Origin of the sequence: Pseudomonas bharatica CSV86, assembly GCF_000319305.2 — a bacterium.
Lineage (GTDB): Bacteria > Pseudomonadota > Gammaproteobacteria > Pseudomonadales > Pseudomonadaceae > Aquipseudomonas > Aquipseudomonas bharatica.
On sequence record NZ_AMWJ02000001.1, the window covers coordinates 2,633,067 to 2,649,406 of the forward strand.

Here is a 16,340-nt window from a genome sequence, read left to right on the forward strand (position 1 = left end):
CATCCATGCACTTCACCTCAAGCACCCGCAAGAACCTTGCCCGCTGGCTGCTGCGCGTTGTCGCCGACCGCAGCCTGCCCCGGCGCGAGATGCGCCAGCCCTTGCACATCGTGGTTCCGCGCTGGGATGCCAAGCTGGGCGATGCCATCGTCTCGTCGTTCTTCTTCCGCGAGGCACGCAAGCTGGGGGCACGTGTCACGGTGCTGACGGTGGCGGAACTGGTGGATCTGCACCGCATCGATCTCGGCGTCGAGCGAGTCATCACGATAGAGGCAAAGCCCTCGCTCAGGCGACTTGTGGCCCTGGCGCGGGAACTCGGCCCCGTGGATGCCCTTGTGCACCTGGTCGAACGTATCCAGCCGGCGGAGCTGCTGTTCATCCGCCTGCTGCAACCGGTCCGGGTCTACTCGCTGGATGACCCGCTGCGTTGCGTCAACCGCAAGCTGGGTAGCGCCACTGCGCAGTTGCCGGTAGCCGAGCGTTTCGCCCGGGTCCTGGCCGACCTGGGTGCTTGCGGGATCGACCGGCGCTACGTCGTGCCGCTGCCAAAGCGGCCGGTTGATGACGGTAGTGTGCGGGTGTTGTTCAATCCCTATGCCAGCCGTGCAGACAAGAGCCTCGGCTTCGACAGGGCGCTGGCGCTGGCACGAGCCCTGGCCGACGCCTGGCCGGACGTTGCCATCGGCATCCTGTGCAGTCCGCAAACCCGTACCGAGGCGGCGCGGTTGGCTGATGCCGTCGCGTGCTGCAGGGTACGGGCAATGATCGAACTCGATACCCCGCAGCTTGTCGCCGGCGCGATCCAGCAGGCGCTCGCAGTCGTGAGCGTCGATACTGCGATCGTGCACATTGCGGTGGGCCTGCAGGTGCCGCTGGTGGCGATCTATCCGTTGACGGGAGATGCCTTCAATCCGTGGTTGCCACCCGGGTCGCCTTTGGTCCGGGTGGTCTTCAGCCGCCAGGACCCCGGACATTACCAGCGTAGCGGACGCAAGGACATGAATGCGTTCAGCGATGCCGAGGTACTCGGCAGCCTAGCTGCGATAATGCCCCAGGTGACCATTACCCCAGCCCCTCGCTCTCTCCCAACCAATAACCACGGTCCTTCTCGATATGCAGGAACAACCGGGCCAGCAGGGTCCCGCCATCGAGAAACTCCTCCACTGACTGCTCCTTCACCGCCGTGCGCTTGAACCAGGTGTTGTAAAGCTTGAGCGCACTCACATCCCGGCGCAGGAAGTCTTCCACGGCGATGTCCGTGCGCCGCATTACTTCGCACCCGGCGAAGTTGTACAGCGGCCGGTATCCCGGATCGAACAGGCTTGCAGGAATCGGCACCAGCGCCTGCGGATGCCGGGCAACGATGTCCTTGATCCCGCCCGGATTGCCCCAGGCGTGGACCTGCCGCGCCAGCCCGGCACCCAGCGCCTCGGCCAGCAGCGGATTGCCCGGTCGCGCAGCGAACAGGCATTCGCTGTGCCAGTGCAGGCGCCTGCCCAGGCCGCGAGGGAACAAAACCGGGGTGGGATCGCGCAACAGCAGGCTGTCGGCATCGATCCACACACCACCGTGTTCATGCACATAAGCCATGCGGATGAAGTCGCTTTTCGCCACGATGGCCTCGATGCCCTTGTCCATGCTGAAGGCCAGCGGCTCGAAGCTCCAGGTGCGAGACAGGATCGCCGGGTCGACCCGTTGCTGAACGCTGTCCGGGTTCAGCAAGGTGAAGCGCTCGCCCAACGCGCGTCGAAGGGACACCAGGGCCAGCGCGATCCACGGCGGCATGCACTGCCCGACGGCTGTTTCCCAATAGCTGACGTAGTTCAACGACATGACATGCCGTTGGCGTCCAACGCGCCCGCTTCGGTGAGATAGTGCCGCAGCAACAGCAACGATGGCCGGCACTCGGCCTGGCGCAGGAACTCGTTGCCCAGCGCGGACTTGTACAGGCGCAGCCAGGCGCCAACCGGCACCCTTGGCAGGAACGCCGGCAACTGCGGGTAGTTGCTGGCCGAGAACAGCAAGCGCAGGGTGCGCAGGATCGGCTGGTAGTCCGGGTTGCCCAGCAGGCGGGCCAGGTTGTCATCCAGGCAACGGCTGATGACCTGCATGTTCAGGCGCTCCTCGACGGTGGCGTCGCGCAGGGCGACACGCGGGTCGATGGCCACCGGGTACAGCGCCTGGAAAGAGCGGGCGCCGGCCAGCAGGGATTCGCGCAGGACCTTGTCGGCGGTCGAGCCCGTCACCAGTACATCGTCGCCGAAGATCACATGCACCCCGCTCCAGCGGTAGAAATTCTCCGCCGGGATCACATGGTCCTGCACCAGGTTGACCCGCTCGCGCTCCTCGGTGCTCAGGCTCGCGTAGTTCTCGCAGGGCGGCGCGATGCGCGGCAACTTGACGTTGATCACGGTGGGCAAGTCCCGGTGCGCCAACTGCAGGTTGATCTCCTCCACCACCAGGTCGTAGAGCACGTTGGCCGTGGACGGCACATTGCGCCAGCCGGTGGTCATCAACACCACGTTTTCATCCTCGGCCCGTGCCTGGTGGAACAGCCGTGACCAATGCGAGCCAGGGTCGTCAAGCTGCTGCGTCAGGTAGTCGATCAGCAGGTCGGCCAAGTGGCGGATATCGGCCAGGCTGCCGTACTTGGCACGGCTGTAGATGGCCGCCAGCGGCGCCGCATCCTCGCCGCTGGCCATGTGCCGGAAGCCACCCGCGCTATCAGGACCCAGGTAGTTCAGGGCATGGCCGCCGAACACCGCGACATAGCCGTCCATATCGATCAGGCCCTGCTCCAGCAAGTCGCTGGCGAAGGCCCGCAAGCCGCCATTGACATCATGCGGGCTGGGCCAGACCAGGGCTTCTTCGTAACGCGCCAGTTTTTCGCGGGCTGGCGCGGCTGCGAAGGTTTTCCAGTCGTTTACGGGATGAGTCACAGGACAGTCCTTGTTCCGGTGGCAGGCGCCGGGTTGAAAAAATCCAGGGGCAGGTCGATGCGTCGCCGCCCTTCGAAATAACAGACGCGCTCCAGCCCCAGGGGCCGCAGTTCATCCAGCAATGGGCGGATACCAGCCCCGGCGTCTGCCGGATCATGGGCATCGGAGCCAATGGTGAAGGCTGCGCCGCTGGCAATCAGTTGCGGTAGGATCCCACGTGACGGGTAGTTCCACACACCCTGCACCTCCGTGCTCGAACCCGGCGCCAGGCTGGACTTGCGCAGGCCCGAGGCATTCAGCTCATAGGCCACGCCATGCCTGGCGAACAGCGGCAGCAACGGCTCCATGCGGCGCTGCACCTCGTCCTCGGGCACTGCACGCAGAAGCGTGTCGGCATGCCCCACGGCATCGAATAGCCCGCATTCCAGCAGCTCGTGCAAGTGCGCGAAATAGCGGTCGAGAAAGGCCTTGCCGGCCAGCCGTGGCAATTCCCAGACCTTGGCCAAAGGCTCTCCGGGCAACTCGACGTAGTGGATCGAGCCGATGGCGAAGTCCAGGTCGTAGCGATCCAGCAGGCCGCGGTTATAGGCCTGCGCACCCGGCATATGGTCGAACTCCAGGCCGCGCAGGATGCGGATCTGCCCCTGGTAAGCCTGGCGCGCCCGCTCGATATCGGCGAAATAGCGGTCCAGTTCGGACTCCAGCAAGCGGTTGTCGCGGTCAACCGTGAACGGCGCATGGTCGGTGATGGTAAGGATCTTCACCCCGGCAGCAATGGAGGCGCGCACCAGTTCATCCACGGTGCCCACGGCGTGCTTGGAGTAGAACGTGTGGCTATGGGAGTCGATCATGCGGGCACCATGCGTTCCAGAAGGCCATCGTAGTGGGCCAGCTCCCTCACCAGCCAGTACGGGTTGTTCGCCTTGCGCAGGATGGCGTGTACCGGTTCCAGACCGTCGAGCCGCGCCAGCAGTTCCTTCAGCGGCTGGCTGTACAGCGCCCGGACCAATGGCGTTTCGCGGATATGGGTGGCCAGGTGCTCCCAGCGGATCCGGTCGAAATGGATATTGCCCAGGCGCTGGTGCTCGATGCCATACAGGTACACATCGCCGTTGGGCTTCACCGTCAGGTCCATGCCGTTGGCCTGGGGCGGCGGATTGAGGCTGCCGAGGGTGAAGCGCTTGTTGACCTTGGCCTCGATGGCCTCGATGTAGCCGTGCAGGTCCAGGTAACCGGGCGGCGTGTCCGCCGCTGGATGGACCAGGTTCTTGTAGTCGATGCCGAAACGCAGCTCGCCAACCTGCAGCACATCCTCCAGCTCGTTGCGCGAAACCACGGTTGCCTCGAGCCCCCAGCGGGCCAGCTCGTCCACCAGGAAGTCGCGGGTGAAGCGGCGATCGGTGTCGATCGAGCGGAACGAAAAGCTCAGTCCGGCCGGCTGCTGCTTGCGCAGGTAATCGAGGCTGAAACCATGGGCCCGCCATTTGACCTGGGCGATGTGGTGGCTGTCCGAGCTGAGGCGGATATTGCAAGTGTCGCCGTTGCCGACCACGATGCGATTGGTAGTGTCGTAGAACGCCGCCATCCTGTCGTGGGGGAAGAAGCCGCTGGTGATGAATTCGAAGGCTTTGCCGCCCTCGGAAAGTTCGAGGATCTCGTGGAAGACCCGGGCGTTGTTCAATGGCTCGCCCTCGCCGCTGATGGAGATGCGCTTGACCTCGGGCGCATTGATCAACGCCGCAAGGTTGCTCCGGGCCAGGGTCGACAACTCCATGCTCATGCCCGATCTGTGCTTGTCGGCATACATGCAGAAAGCGCAGCCAATCCCGCAAATCTGGGTGATATCGATGTACAGCAGGTGTCCTTGCAGATCCATCTTGTCTGACTCGTTAGGGCCTGCGGCTGGCGCAGGCGGGATGATGAGGGAATTCAGCAAGGCACCAGCACCTGGAGCTGCGGGACCTGCACCGAGTCACGGTGCAGCAGTGCATGCAGCACCCGCTGCTCGCGGACGACCGCCATGTCGGGAAACTCGCCGAAGTGGTCGTTGCTGATGACGTAGGTCTCGGCATCGAACTCGGCCGCTGCCAGGACCGGATGGTCCGCACCGACCGTGCGTGGCATGACCAGCACCCGAGCCTGAGGAAAAGCCGACTGCAACGCGCTGTCAGTAAGGCCGAGCTGGCTACGGATGCCCGGGTCGAACACCAGGGTGACACCGTAGTTCAAGGCCAGTCGGGGAATCAGCGCGCGCAGCGCATCCAGCCCGATGAAACGCTGCTTGCCGCCCTCTTCGTTGAAGTAGCAAAGGTTGTTGCCATCCACCACCAGGTTGCGGATTTCGTTGTCCAGCAGACGGACGATATCGCGCAGGCGGCGCTTGAGCTTTTCTTCGTCGCGCAACAGCTTTCGCTGCTGGCCCTGGCGATCCCTGAGGACCCGGTCCGGGCTGCCCTGACCATTGCCGAAGCGCTCCTCGCAGCGGGCATGAATAATGGCCCGCTCGCGCCCTGTTGCCGCATTGGCCAGCGCATCGATATAGCACTCGGCATCGACGATATCGGTTTCCAGGGCCTGCAACTGGTCATGGGCGGTTTTCCAGTAGCGGAACACTTCGCCCGCCGCCGCTTCCCAGCGTTCGCTGGCCTGACGGACCTCTTCGCTAACACCCTGCAGGCGATGCAGTTCCTCGCTCATCAGGACGATCGTGGATCTGGCCTGCAGCGAATCGAATGCACGGTAGCGCTGCAGATCGGCCAGCAAGCGCAGCTCCAGGCGCTCGCTGTCGTCCAGGCCGCTGGCCAGGCCTTTGCGTCGCTGCTCCAGCTGGCGCAGGCGAACCTCCACCGTGTCGACCTGGCGCTTGGCAACGCTACGCTCGCTGGAGAACCAGTGCAGCGGCGACCAGCCCGCCTCTGCGGTACCGCGGGCCTGGGTCAGCTCACTGCGGGCGGCGCTCAGGCCGGCCTCGACCTGGGCGAGTTGCTCGCGCAGCACCTGTCCGTCGCGCTGCACCTTGGCCAGGCGGGAATGATTGGTTTCCTGGTCGAAGCTGTCGAACCAGTCGATCTCGGCCTGCAGGTGCTGGATATTCGAGGCTTTCTGCTCGGCCTCGCGCTTGAGGGAAGCCAGGCGCTGGGCATGATGGTTTTTGTACATGATCGTCACTCCTGTTCGATCCGTTGGCTCAGGACGCGGGCTGCGCGGCGCGCTTGCCCGAGGCATGCACGGCCTTGGCCGCCAGGTTCAGGGCGACCACCGTCGCTGCGCCGGCGGCGAAGCAGATGACATTGGTCAGGAGAAACTCAAGCGGGGAAATCACCGGATTCATAGTCAGGCTCCTTGCTGTTGATCGCGGTATCAGGCGCCCAGGCGCATACCGCATTTGCCGCAGAAATTGGCATCGGTCGCGACCTCCGCGTGGCAGCCGGGACAGGTGGACTTGAGCATCATCTTCTGGCGCATATGGCCGATCTGGATCACGCAGGGCACGGTGACCCGGTAGGCCGGGCTGGCCAGGTCGAAGGCGGTCCAGATGCCGGTGATGGCCCAGCCGAGCGGGCCGGCCAGTACCGCCAGACCGCGCCCCAGGGTACTGGAGCCGGCCAGCATCACGCCGCGTCCGAGGAGGCTGGTCATGGTCGCGCTGGCCACCACCGCCGCCAGGTTGTAGGAGGCCACGCCCGAGCTGCCCAGCGACGCGAGTCCGGCTGCCAGGGCTGCTGGCCCCATGCCGGGGCGGTAGCTCATGCCACCGAGGGACTCGAACAGGGTGCTGCGGTCCTGCTCGCTCATTTTTTCCAGGGACTGTGCGAAAACCTTGGTAATGACCGCCATCTCCATTTCCGCGCAGGAGGTTTTCGCCTTGGCCTCGGCCCCCACGTGGCCGGCCACGTCGGACAGCAGTTCGCGGTAGGCCACGCCACTGCCGCCGCGGAACAGGTTGACCAGCGAGTTGCCGCCAAAGCGGGTAAGCTCCTCGGCCAGGATCCCCGAGCGGTTTCGTCGGCACCGCATTCCTTGGCGGCGGTCAGTTGTCGACACACCGACGAGGACAGGGAAATCCGGCCCTTGCCGCTATCGGTGATTACATCGATCAGCAGGCCGACATCGTCGCTGCTGGCACTCATCAAGACATCGGCAAGATCGGGATCGTGGATGATCGGCATTGTCGGGTTCCTCAGGATTGCGGGGTGCAGGAAGGGTCGTGCGGAGTGTTCTGGCCGACCAACGCACCGGCGATGGCGGCCAGGACCTTGCGTGTAGCGGGATTCGATATTTCGCGCAGCATCAGGGCATCGAGCGTGTGGCTGGCGCGTCGGCGCCACTCGTCGCGGGCCAAAAGACGGGCAACTTCCGGTGAGGCGCCAAGGCCCAGGGGCGCTGGTCAGGATGGACCTTGCACTCGCGCAGGACCTTGACCACCGGATTGCTCGCCTGCAAACGCTCTTCTTCCTCGAGCTTGTGGGCCGCAGCCAGGTAGTACTCGCTGTTGCTCACGGCATTGGCCAGAAGCGACCAGTCCTGGGGACGCATCAGCAGAAAAGCCGGCGGTACGCCCAGGGCCTCGGCGAGCCGGTCGAGGGTATCGAGGTCCGGGTTGGCCGCAGGGGTTTTCAGGGCGCGGAGCGTGCTGCGGGCGATTCCGGTATCGCGTTGCATCTGTACCGAGGAAAACGGACCGGGAGCATCGGGGTCACGCTCGGTCTCGCGCTGCGCGCCGGCCACGGCGAGCACGGCGGACAGGTTGCGACCGAAGTATTGGCCCAGGGAATCAGGTGGGAGTTTTGAGTTGCCGGTGTTCATCGCCATCATCTCGCCATTAGATGGTGGCACTTTAACCGCGAGCGGCCCTATTCGATAAACAAAATGGATCGCATGCACTCCATGCTATTAATTGACTGGAGCTCGCACGATCCACCCTATAGTTCAGTCAACGGCCAGAGCCCGATCCACCAGCACATGCAGCCTGTTCCGGGAGCAGCGCTCGACCCGTGCCTCGACCCCGTAGACACGGGCCAGTATTCCCGGCTCCAGTATCTCCTGGGGTGTTCCACAGGCGACCACCTGTCCCTGATGCAGCACCACCAGCCAGTCGGCATGACTCGCTGCCAGGTTGATGTCGTGCAGTACGGCCACTGCCAGCAACCGACGCTCCAGGACCCGCTCGCGCACGGCATCCATCACCCGCAATTGGTAATGCAGGTCCAATGCACTGGTCGGCTCGTCCAGCAGCAATACCCGAGGGTTGCGCGCCAGCAATTGGGCCAGGGCGACCAACTGACGCTGCCCGCCGGAAAGACTGTCCAGGGGATACTCCGCCAGGTGCTCGATGCCCAGTCGCCGCAACGCCTCGTAGGCAGTGCCGAGCAGGTCCTCGCTGCCACTGACGCGCAATGCGGCGACGATGCTCTCCAGCACTCCCAGGGCGATCCCCGGCGGCAGTTGTTGTGGCATGTAGGCCAGGCGCCGGGACCGCTCGGCGAAGCTCAGTCGCGAGACGTCCTCGCCCTCCAGGCTGACCCGCCCCTTCATCCGCTCCAGTCCGGCGAGGGCCCGCAGCAAAGTGGATTTCCCCGCGCCATTGGGCCCGATCAGCGCGACCAGGCTGCCGGCGGGCAGGTCCGGCAGGCTCAGGTCGCGGATGACCGAACGGGCGCCATAGGCGACGGACAGTGTGTCGATCGACAAGCTCACGGTTTTCTCCCCCGACGGAACACCAACACCACGAATACCGGTACGCCGACCAATGCCGTGACAATGCCCACCGGCACGATGACGCCGGGCAGGATCAGCTTGCTGGCAATGGACGACAGCGATAGCAGCAAGGCACCGACAAGGGCACTGGCCGGCAGCAGGAAACGCTGGTCTTCACCCACCAGCAGGCGGGCGATGTGGGGCCCGACCAGACCGATGAAACCGATGGTGCCGACGAAGGCCACGGCCGTGGCCGAGAGCAGGCTGATACGCAACAGCGAGGCGAGACGCAGACGCCTGGTATCGACGCCGAAACTGCGCGCCCGGTCCTCGCCCAGGCGCAACAGGGTCAGGGCCGGTGCGGCGCGCAGGGAAAACGGCAGGAGCACGGCCAGTACCACGGCCAGGATGCCCAGTTTTTGCCAATCGGCCCGTGCCAGGCTGCCGAGGGTCCAGAACACCAGTTGTTGCAGCACGTCCTCGGTAGCCAGCAGTTGCAGCAGCGAGACCAGCGCATTGCAACTGAACACCAGGGCAATACCGAACAGCACCAGGCTCTCCACCCCTGCCCCGCGCAAACGGGCCATGGCCTGCAACAGCAGCACCGAAAGGCAGGCAAAGACGAAGGCCATGACCGTGATCTGCACGCTCGGCTCGATCCAGGCAACACCCAGCGGATAGGCGATCGCCAGCGACGCGCCCAGCGCTGCGGACGAAGACACCCCGAGGGTAAAGGGACTGGCCAGCGGATTATCGAGGATCGCCTGCATCTCGGCACCGGCCAGGGCCAGCGCGGCGCCCACCAGCACTGCCATCAGCGAATATGGCAGGCGTACGTTCCAGATGATCACCCGGTCGGTGGCGCTGAGCATCGACGGGGTGAAGATCCCCTCGAGCAAGCGCCCCAGGCCCATGCCCGAGGCGCCGCTGGCCAGGTCACCAAGGACCGACAGGCCGAGCAACAGGGCCAGACCGATCACCAACCCGGCCCGCCGCCACAGCAGACGACGGTAGCGCTGGGTGGCCAGGGCCACCCCCGCCTGTGCCATGGCGGTCATTGGGCGTCGATCCAGTACTGACCATCCAGGCCGACCTTCAGCAGTCCATTGATTTCGGCCATGGTCGCCCGGGGGTCCAGGTCGGCGAACTGCTGCGGGTGGATCCAGCGTGCCAGGGCTTCCACCGCGAGGATATTGAACGGCGAGTTATAGAAGTCATGCCACAGGCCATGGGCCTGGCCGGCCTGGATCGGGCGCAACGGCGCGAACTCGGGACGTGCGGTGATCTTCGCAAGGCTGTCGCGGGCGGTCTGCTCGCTCACACCTGCGCCCAGCAGCACGCCGGGGGCGCGGTTGCCGGTGGCGATATACACGTCCGGGTCGGCCTTGAGCACGTACTCGACGCTGACATCCCCCAGCGCGCCGGGAACCACGGCGGCACCAATGTTATGTCCGCCGACGGCCTCGACCACGCTGCCCAGGCCACTCTTGCCGGTGGTATGCCCCGGTGCCTGCCAGACACCCGGCAGCAGTTCCAGGAAGACCCTGGGCCGTTGCATGTCATTGAAGGCCGCCACGCGCTCGGTGATCTTCGCCAGATGGCGATCATAAAGGCTCAGGTATTGCCGGGCCTGGGCTTCGCGGCCGAGCAAGGTACCCAGCGCTTCCAGGCTGACCCGGGTATTGCGGATCGGGTGCACGCGGAAATCGATGAACAGCACCGGGATCCCGGCCTTTTCCAGCAGGTCGGCCACCGGGCTGTGCTGGGTCGGGCCTTCGCCGGCGATGCTGAAGATCGCCAGGTCGGGTTTCAGGGCCAGGATCTGCTCGGCGCTGACGCTCTGTTCAGAGGCCTGGCCAATCAAAGGCAGCTTGGTGATCTGCGGGTACAGCTTGGCGTAGACCTCGTAGGTGTGCGGGTCGAGCAGGCGCATATCGTTCTGCCAGCCGACTACGCGCTGGAACGGGTTATCGCGGTCAAGCAAGGCCAGGGCGAAGAACAGCCGGCCCTCGCCGAGGACAATGCGTTGCGGCGCATGCTCGACCTGGACCTTGCGTCCGAGCACGTCGGTGACTTCGACGGCGCTGGCGCTTTGGCACAGGCCGAGAAGCAGGAGCAAGCAGGATAGAAGTCGGATCACGTAAAGCCTCCTCAGTTAAAAACAAAATTCGCCAGGCTCACGCCGCCCCTGTAGGAGCTGCCTGCGATGGAGCGCGTCAGCGGTCCCAAAACCTGCCACGCCGTATATCTGGATAACTGCGGTCTGGCAGGCGCCGAATCCGTAATCGAACAAGGCGTCGATCCGTGCTGGATGGTTGTGGGACCGCTTCGCGTTCCATCGCAAGCAAGCCAGCTCCTACAGGCGGGTGCGGCGCTTTCAGGTATCGCCCCAGCGGCGCAGCAGGTTGTGGTAGACGCCGGTCAATTCGAGCAGCGAGCCCTGGTCGGCGCCCTGCCCGCTCAGGCGCTGGATCGCCACGTCCATGTCCAGTAGCAGGCTGCGCAGGCTGTCCTCGCGCACCAGGCTTTCGATCCAAAAGAACGCAGCGATGCGCTCGCCACGGGTCACCGGCTCGACCCGGTGCAGGCTGCTGCCCGGGTACAGCACCAGGTGCCCGGCCGGCAGCTTTACGCTGCGCTCGCCAAAGGTGTCGCGGATCACCAACTCGCCGCCGTCGTAGCTGTCCGGCTCGGCCAGGAACAGGATCGCCGAGAGGTCGGTACGCACCCGTTCGCGCACGCCCTTGATGCCGCGAATGGCGTTGTCGACGTGGAAGCCGAAGCCTTCGCCGCCGCCATAACGGTTGAACAAGGGCGGATAGATGCGCTTGGGCAACGCCGCCGACATGAACAGCGGGTTGTCCGAGAGGCGCCGCAGGATCAGGTCCCCCAGTTGCCGGGCAACCGGGTTGTCCTCGTCGAGCTGGCGATTGCGCTTGGCCTGGGCCGACTGCACGCCAGCGGTGGCCTTGCCGTCGATCCAGGGTTGCGCCAACAGTTGTTGCCGCAGGTCGTCCAGCTCGGCGGCGCTGAACAGCCGGTCGATTTCGATCAGCATCAGAAGCTGTAGTCCACGCTGGCGGTCAGGGTCCGGCCGGCACCCGGTACGCCGTACAGCTGGAAGCCGTCGAGCGAGGCGCCGACGCGGCTGTAGTAGAACTTGTTGAACAGGTTACTGACGTTGAGGTTGACCGTGGTCTGGCTGTCCACCTTGTAGCGCGCGGCCACACTGTGCAGCCAGTAGGACGGGGCCTTCTCGTGGTCCCGGGTGTAAAGGGTGTACACCCCGGACGGGCCATTGGCGTAGCTGCTGTTGTTGTTCAGGCCACCGACATACTTGTTGTCGCTGTAGCGGCGCCGGCCCACATAGTCTGCGCCGTAGCTGACACCGAGCCTGTCGGTGAGCTGGTAGCTGGTCCACAGGTTGGCGGTCAGGTCGGGAACGTTCTTGGCTTCCTCGCCCTTGTTGGCACCCTTGGTCTGGCGGCTCTTCAGCGCCGAGAAGCCGGCGTAGGCCGACCAGCGCGCGGTGATATCGCCTTGCAGACCCAGCTCCACGCCATCGACGCGCTTGGCCGGCAGCGCCCGCACTGGCGAGGTTTCGCCTTCGCTGTATTCCCAACTGTCTTCCAGCTCGGTACGGAAGATCGCGGCAGTCAGGTTCAGGCTGTCATCGAACAGCTCCCACTTGGTCCCGATCTCGTAGGTCCTGGACCTGGCCGGCTTGTAGTCCTCGACGCTGGCCGCGCCGTAGATCTGGTTGTTGGTGGTAGCGCCAATCGCCGAAGGCTGCGCTGCCTCGCTGTAGGACACATAGAGGCTGCCGTTGGGCTGCGGCTTGTAGACCACGCCGGCACGCCCGCCGATGGCGTCGTCGCGGCTGCTGCTGTTACCGGTGGCGCGAGTACTCTCGGCTTCCCAACGGTCGTAACGCAGGGCCAGCAGCAGTTGCCATTGCGGATCCAGGGTCAGGGTGTCGGATGCGTAGATCGCGGCGTTCTTCACCACGCTGCGCGGATCGCCATAACCCTTGTCGGTGTAGGTCGAGGCAAAGTGATGAGCTGGATCGGACAGGTCGAAGAACATCGAGCCATCCGGCACTTCCATGGTCTTGTGCAAGCCGCCGTAGGACTCGCGGTACAGCTCGAGGCCGGTTACCGCATCGTGATGGATGCCGCCGGTATCCAGCTTGAAACGCAGGTCGGTCTGGTTGTCGAAGATCTCGTAGCGCTTGGACAGGCCGAAGTCGCTGCCGCGCAGGATGCCGTAGCCGGTGCCGTTGCTGTTGGCGTATTGGGTGTAGGCGTTGATGCCATTGACCGGGCTCAACGGGCCGAGGCCGACATAACCAAGGCTGGCGCAACGGCTGCCGGTGCAGGTGCGGCTGCCGTCGGCATTGGCAGAGACGAAGCGGGCCGGCGACAGCACCGCCCAGTTGTCGGTCTGCTGCCAGCGCAACTGGTTGCGCAGGGTCACGTCATCGTTGAAGTCGTGTTCGACCAGGCCGGTCAGGGAGCGGGTTTCGGTGCGCTGGGTGTATAGGTCGGAATCGCCGTACCAGGCGTCGCGGGACACGCCAGGCATGCGCTTGCCATCGGTGCCGCGCTGGATCGGCACGCCGCCGTCCGGGGTGTTCTTGTCCTTCTGGTAGAAGGCATCCAGCCAGACCCGGGTGTCGGTACCCAGGCCGAAGCCCACGGACGTGGCGAAGCCCCAGCGGTCGTAGTCCACCTCGTCGCGTTCGGACACGCCGTTGTAGTGCTTCATCAGGTTGACCCGCACCGCCGTGGTCTCGTTGAGTTGCCGATTGACGTCGGCGGTCAGGCGCTTGTACTCGTCGGAGCCAATGCCAGCGGAGAGCTGGCCGGAATCACCGAGGTGGGCGCGCTTGCTCACCAGATTGACGCTGCCGCCCACCGCCGACACGCCGGACTCCACGGAACCGGTGCCCTTGAACACTTCCGCCTGCTCCAGGTTGAAGGTGTCGTTGCGGCTGGACATGCCGGCGTCACGCACACCGTCGACGGTCAAGCTCTGCTCGGCGGCGAAACCGCGGATGGAAAACAGATCCCCCCAGCCAAGGTTGCCCTCACCGGACATGAAGGTGATGCCCGGCACATTGCGCAGGACATCCTGCAGGCTCTGGGCGTTCTGCTCTTCCAGGACAGCCTTGGGCACCACGGTGATGCTTTGTGGCGCATCCAGCAGCGGCGTGGTGATCTTGCTGGAGGTGACTTCATCGACCTTGTAGGCCGATTGCTTGCCGGTGACGTTGGTGGCCGGCAGTTCGAGTGCCAGGTCATCGGCGTGCGCCGCTGGCAGGCAGGTGCTGAACACCAGGCCGACAGCAGGCGCCAGGGTAGCGGGCAAGCGCTGGGAGAGAGCGAAGGACATCGGGGATTTCCTTAAACTGAATCAGTCGCATTTGTATCGGCGGATTCTATCCATGCGTCTGACGGCACTCCTTGCGCAAATGTAATGCTTCACCCTTTTCGTCGCTTCCAACACATTCCATTACATTTGCCTGGTCCGCCCGGTGTAAAGTCCGCCAATTCCACTTGAGAAGCATTCCGATGTCTGTTCCCGAGCATATCCTGATCGTCGATGACGACGCCGAGATCCGCCAGTTGCTCTCCACCTATCTGGAGGAAGCCGGGTTTCGCACTTCGATAGCGGCCGATGGTCGGGAAATGCGCCGACGTCTCGATGACCAGTTGATCGACCTGGTGGTGCTCGACCTTATGCTTCCTGGCGAGGATGGCCTGAGCCTGTGCCGCGACCTGCGGGTGCGCAGCAACATACCGGTGATCATGCTCACCGCCCGGGGCACCCTGGTGGACCGCATCGTGGGCCTGGAAATGGGCGCCGACGACTACCTCGGCAAACCTTTCGATCCCCGTGAACTACTGGCCAGGATCAAGGTGGTGTTGCGCCGTACCAATGCGTTTCCGCAGCGGGCGCGGATGGACGATGTTCGTTACCTGGCCTTTGCCGGCTGGCAGTTGGATACCAGCAACCGCCAGTTGCGCTCGCCGCAGGGCCTGGTGATCAGCCTTGGCAGCTCGGATTTCCGCCTGTTGCGCCTGCTGTTGCAGCACCCGAACCGACCGCTGAGCCGTGATTTCCTGCTCAACCATGTGTTCGATCGCGAACGCACGCCCTACGACCGCAGCATCGACGTGTGCATCAGCCGCCTGCGCCAGCACTTCAACGACGACGCCCGCCAGGGCGGCGCGCTGATCCGCACGGTACGCAACGAGGGCTACATGCTGAGCGTGGACAAGGTTGTCAGCGAATGAGGCAGTTATGGCCGCGTTCGCTGCAAGGTCGCCTGGTGCTGATCCTGGTGGGCGGCATGCTGGTCTCGCAGTTGCTGACCAGCAGCATCTGGCACGAGGTGCGCCAGACCCAGGTCCTGGAAATCCCCCTGCGCCTTGCGGCCGGGCGTATCGCCGATGTGTTGCAGGTGGCGCGGCAGCATCCGCAGCAACTGGAGGCGGTACTCGACGGTTTCGAATCTTCGCGCTGGCAGCGCCTGGAAGAAGTACCGGACCAGGCCGATATCGACCCCCTGTATGAAACCCTGCTGCGCCGGCTGGTCGCCGAACGCCTGGGCCAGCCGGCATCGATCCATGTGCTGGGCCTGGAGTTGCTGGCAGCCAATGACACCCCGGCAGGCCCATCGACCCTGTTCGACGGCGAGCAGGCCCGGGTGCGCCTGCGCTTCTCCATGCATATCCCGGACGGCCGCACCCTGTATTTCCAGGCCACGGAAAGCCAGGGCTGGAGTAGCGGCTCGATCAGTTCGCTGGTGTTCGACTACATCCTGCGCATCTACCTGGTGCGGGTTCTCGCGGTAGTGCTGGTGGCCCTGCTCGCCGTGCGCCTGGCCCTGCGTCCGCTCAAGCAGATGGCCGCTGCGGCCGAGGCACTGGGGCGGGATATCCATCGCCCGCCGCTGAGCCTGGATGGACCGCAGGAAGTGCGGCAGGCGGCGCAGGCCTTCAATGCCATGCAGCGCCGGCTGATCGACAGCATCGCCGAGCGCACGCGGTTCTTTGCCGCTGTGTCCCATGATCTGCGCACGCCGATCACCCGCATGCGCCTGCGGGCGGAGATGCTGCCGGAAGAGCACCTGCGCCAGCGTTTTCGCGATGACCTGGGGCATATGCAGGAGATGGTCACGGCCAGTCTCGATTTCCTGCGCAATGCCGAGCTGGAGCCTGCGCGGGAGCCGGTGGCGATCGATGCGTTATTGCAGGGGTTGCAGGCGGATTTCGAGGATCTGGGCGGGGAACTGCGAATTCATGGCAGCGCCCGGCCGTTGCTGGCCCACCCGGGAGGACTGAGGCGCTGTTTGCAGAACCTGCTGGACAACGCCCGCAGGCATGCGCCGGGGCCGGTGGATATCGAGGTGGTCGATGAGGCGCAGCGGTTGTTGATCAAGGTCGGCGATCGTGGGCCGGGGATCGGGGCGGAACATCGCCGGCGGGTGTTCGAGCATTTCTACCAGGTGGATCCGTCGCGCAGCAGTGGCGGTCACGGACTGGGGTTGAGCATTGCGGCGAATATCGCCCGTGGACATGGCGGGTCGCTGGAAATGGCGGAGCGGCAGGGTGGTGGGCTTTGGGTAATACTGGAATTGCCGCGCTGATTTTCCGGGCCTCATCGCTGGCAAGCCAGCTCCCACAGGTTCTCTGTGCG

Annotated in this window: 15 protein-coding genes and 1 pseudogene; 3 read left to right on the forward strand and 13 right to left on the reverse strand. The window is 64.7% G+C overall.

Features of this window, described 5'->3' with window-relative positions:
• Positions 1-89 precede the first annotated feature (89 nt).
• Positions 90-914: pseudogene (locus CSV86_RS11810) on the forward strand (glycosyltransferase family 9 protein); the annotation flags it as partial.
• Between the two features lie 148 nt (positions 915-1,062).
• Here CSV86_RS11810 and CSV86_RS11815 read toward each other — a convergent pair.
• The 13 genes from CSV86_RS11815 to CSV86_RS11875 form a co-directional block, all read right to left on the reverse strand.
• Positions 1,063-1,833 (reverse strand): glycosyltransferase, encoded by a 771-nt coding sequence (locus CSV86_RS11815; RefSeq protein ID WP_037062436.1) that lies wholly within the window; start codon positions 1,831-1,833, stop codon positions 1,063-1,065.
• Positions 1,824-2,939: a hypothetical protein gene (locus CSV86_RS11820; protein ID WP_009408087.1), complete on the reverse strand. Its 1,116-nt coding sequence runs from the start codon at positions 2,937-2,939 to the stop codon at positions 1,824-1,826. The genes CSV86_RS11815 and CSV86_RS11820 overlap by 10 nt, the downstream gene beginning before the upstream one ends.
• Positions 2,936-3,790 carry a histidinol-phosphatase gene (locus CSV86_RS11825; RefSeq protein WP_009408085.1) on the reverse strand — a complete coding sequence of 285 codons (855 nt, stop codon included), beginning with the start codon at positions 3,788-3,790 and terminating at the stop codon, positions 2,936-2,938. Before CSV86_RS11825 ends, CSV86_RS11820 begins: the two co-directional genes overlap by 4 nt.
• On the reverse strand, positions 3,787-4,815 hold the full coding sequence (locus tag CSV86_RS11830) for a radical SAM family protein (RefSeq protein WP_009408084.1): 1,029 nt from the start codon (positions 4,813-4,815) through the stop codon (positions 3,787-3,789). Before CSV86_RS11830 ends, CSV86_RS11825 begins: the two co-directional genes overlap by 4 nt.
• 53 nt (positions 4,816-4,868) lie before the next feature.
• Positions 4,869-6,098, reverse strand: coding sequence for a coiled-coil domain-containing protein (locus tag CSV86_RS11835; protein WP_009408083.1), 1,230 nt, complete (start codon positions 6,096-6,098; stop codon positions 4,869-4,871).
• 28 nt (positions 6,099-6,126) lie between these two features.
• Positions 6,127-6,270: a hypothetical protein gene (locus tag CSV86_RS11840; RefSeq protein WP_009408082.1), complete on the reverse strand. Its 144-nt coding sequence runs from the start codon at positions 6,268-6,270 to the stop codon at positions 6,127-6,129.
• 29 nt (positions 6,271-6,299) lie between these two features.
• Complete coding sequence (locus tag CSV86_RS11845) at positions 6,300-6,956, reverse strand: zinc-ribbon domain-containing protein (protein ID WP_240160418.1); 657 nt, start codon at positions 6,954-6,956, stop codon at positions 6,300-6,302.
• 273 nt (positions 6,957-7,229) lie between these two features.
• Positions 7,230-7,775: a helix-turn-helix domain-containing protein gene (locus CSV86_RS31905; protein WP_311985815.1), complete on the reverse strand. Its 546-nt coding sequence runs from the start codon at positions 7,773-7,775 to the stop codon at positions 7,230-7,232.
• A 93-nt stretch (positions 7,776-7,868) separates the two neighbouring features.
• On the reverse strand, positions 7,869-8,636 hold the full coding sequence (locus tag CSV86_RS11855; protein ID WP_009408079.1) for an ABC transporter ATP-binding protein: 768 nt from the start codon (positions 8,634-8,636) through the stop codon (positions 7,869-7,871).
• Positions 8,633-9,694, reverse strand: a complete 1,062-nt coding sequence (locus CSV86_RS11860; RefSeq protein WP_009408078.1) for a FecCD family ABC transporter permease — start codon at positions 9,692-9,694, stop codon at positions 8,633-8,635. The genes CSV86_RS11855 and CSV86_RS11860 overlap by 4 nt, the downstream gene beginning before the upstream one ends.
• The gene (locus CSV86_RS11865; protein WP_009408077.1) at positions 9,691-10,776 is read right to left on the reverse strand and encodes an ABC transporter substrate-binding protein; all 1,086 of its coding nucleotides are present in this window, start codon (positions 10,774-10,776) and stop codon (positions 9,691-9,693) included. The genes CSV86_RS11860 and CSV86_RS11865 overlap by 4 nt, the downstream gene beginning before the upstream one ends.
• A 237-nt stretch (positions 10,777-11,013) precedes the next feature.
• Positions 11,014-11,694, reverse strand: coding sequence for a Fe2+-dependent dioxygenase (locus CSV86_RS11870; RefSeq protein WP_009408075.1), 681 nt, complete (start codon positions 11,692-11,694; stop codon positions 11,014-11,016).
• Entirely contained in the window at positions 11,694-14,030 is a 2,337-nt protein-coding gene (locus CSV86_RS11875) for a TonB-dependent receptor (protein WP_009408073.1), read from the reverse strand. Before CSV86_RS11875 ends, CSV86_RS11870 begins: the two co-directional genes overlap by 1 nt.
• Positions 14,031-14,209: 179 nt before the next feature.
• On the opposite strand from CSV86_RS11875, the gene CSV86_RS11880 reads away from it, so the two are divergent.
• Both CSV86_RS11880 and CSV86_RS11885 read left to right on the forward strand, forming a co-directional pair.
• Complete coding sequence (locus CSV86_RS11880; RefSeq protein ID WP_009408072.1) at positions 14,210-14,935, forward strand: response regulator; 726 nt, start codon at positions 14,210-14,212, stop codon at positions 14,933-14,935.
• The gene (locus tag CSV86_RS11885) at positions 14,932-16,290 is read left to right on the forward strand and encodes a sensor histidine kinase (protein WP_009408070.1); all 1,359 of its coding nucleotides are present in this window, start codon (positions 14,932-14,934) and stop codon (positions 16,288-16,290) included. Before CSV86_RS11880 ends, CSV86_RS11885 begins: the two co-directional genes overlap by 4 nt.
• The last annotated feature ends 50 nt before the right edge of the window (positions 16,291-16,340 follow it).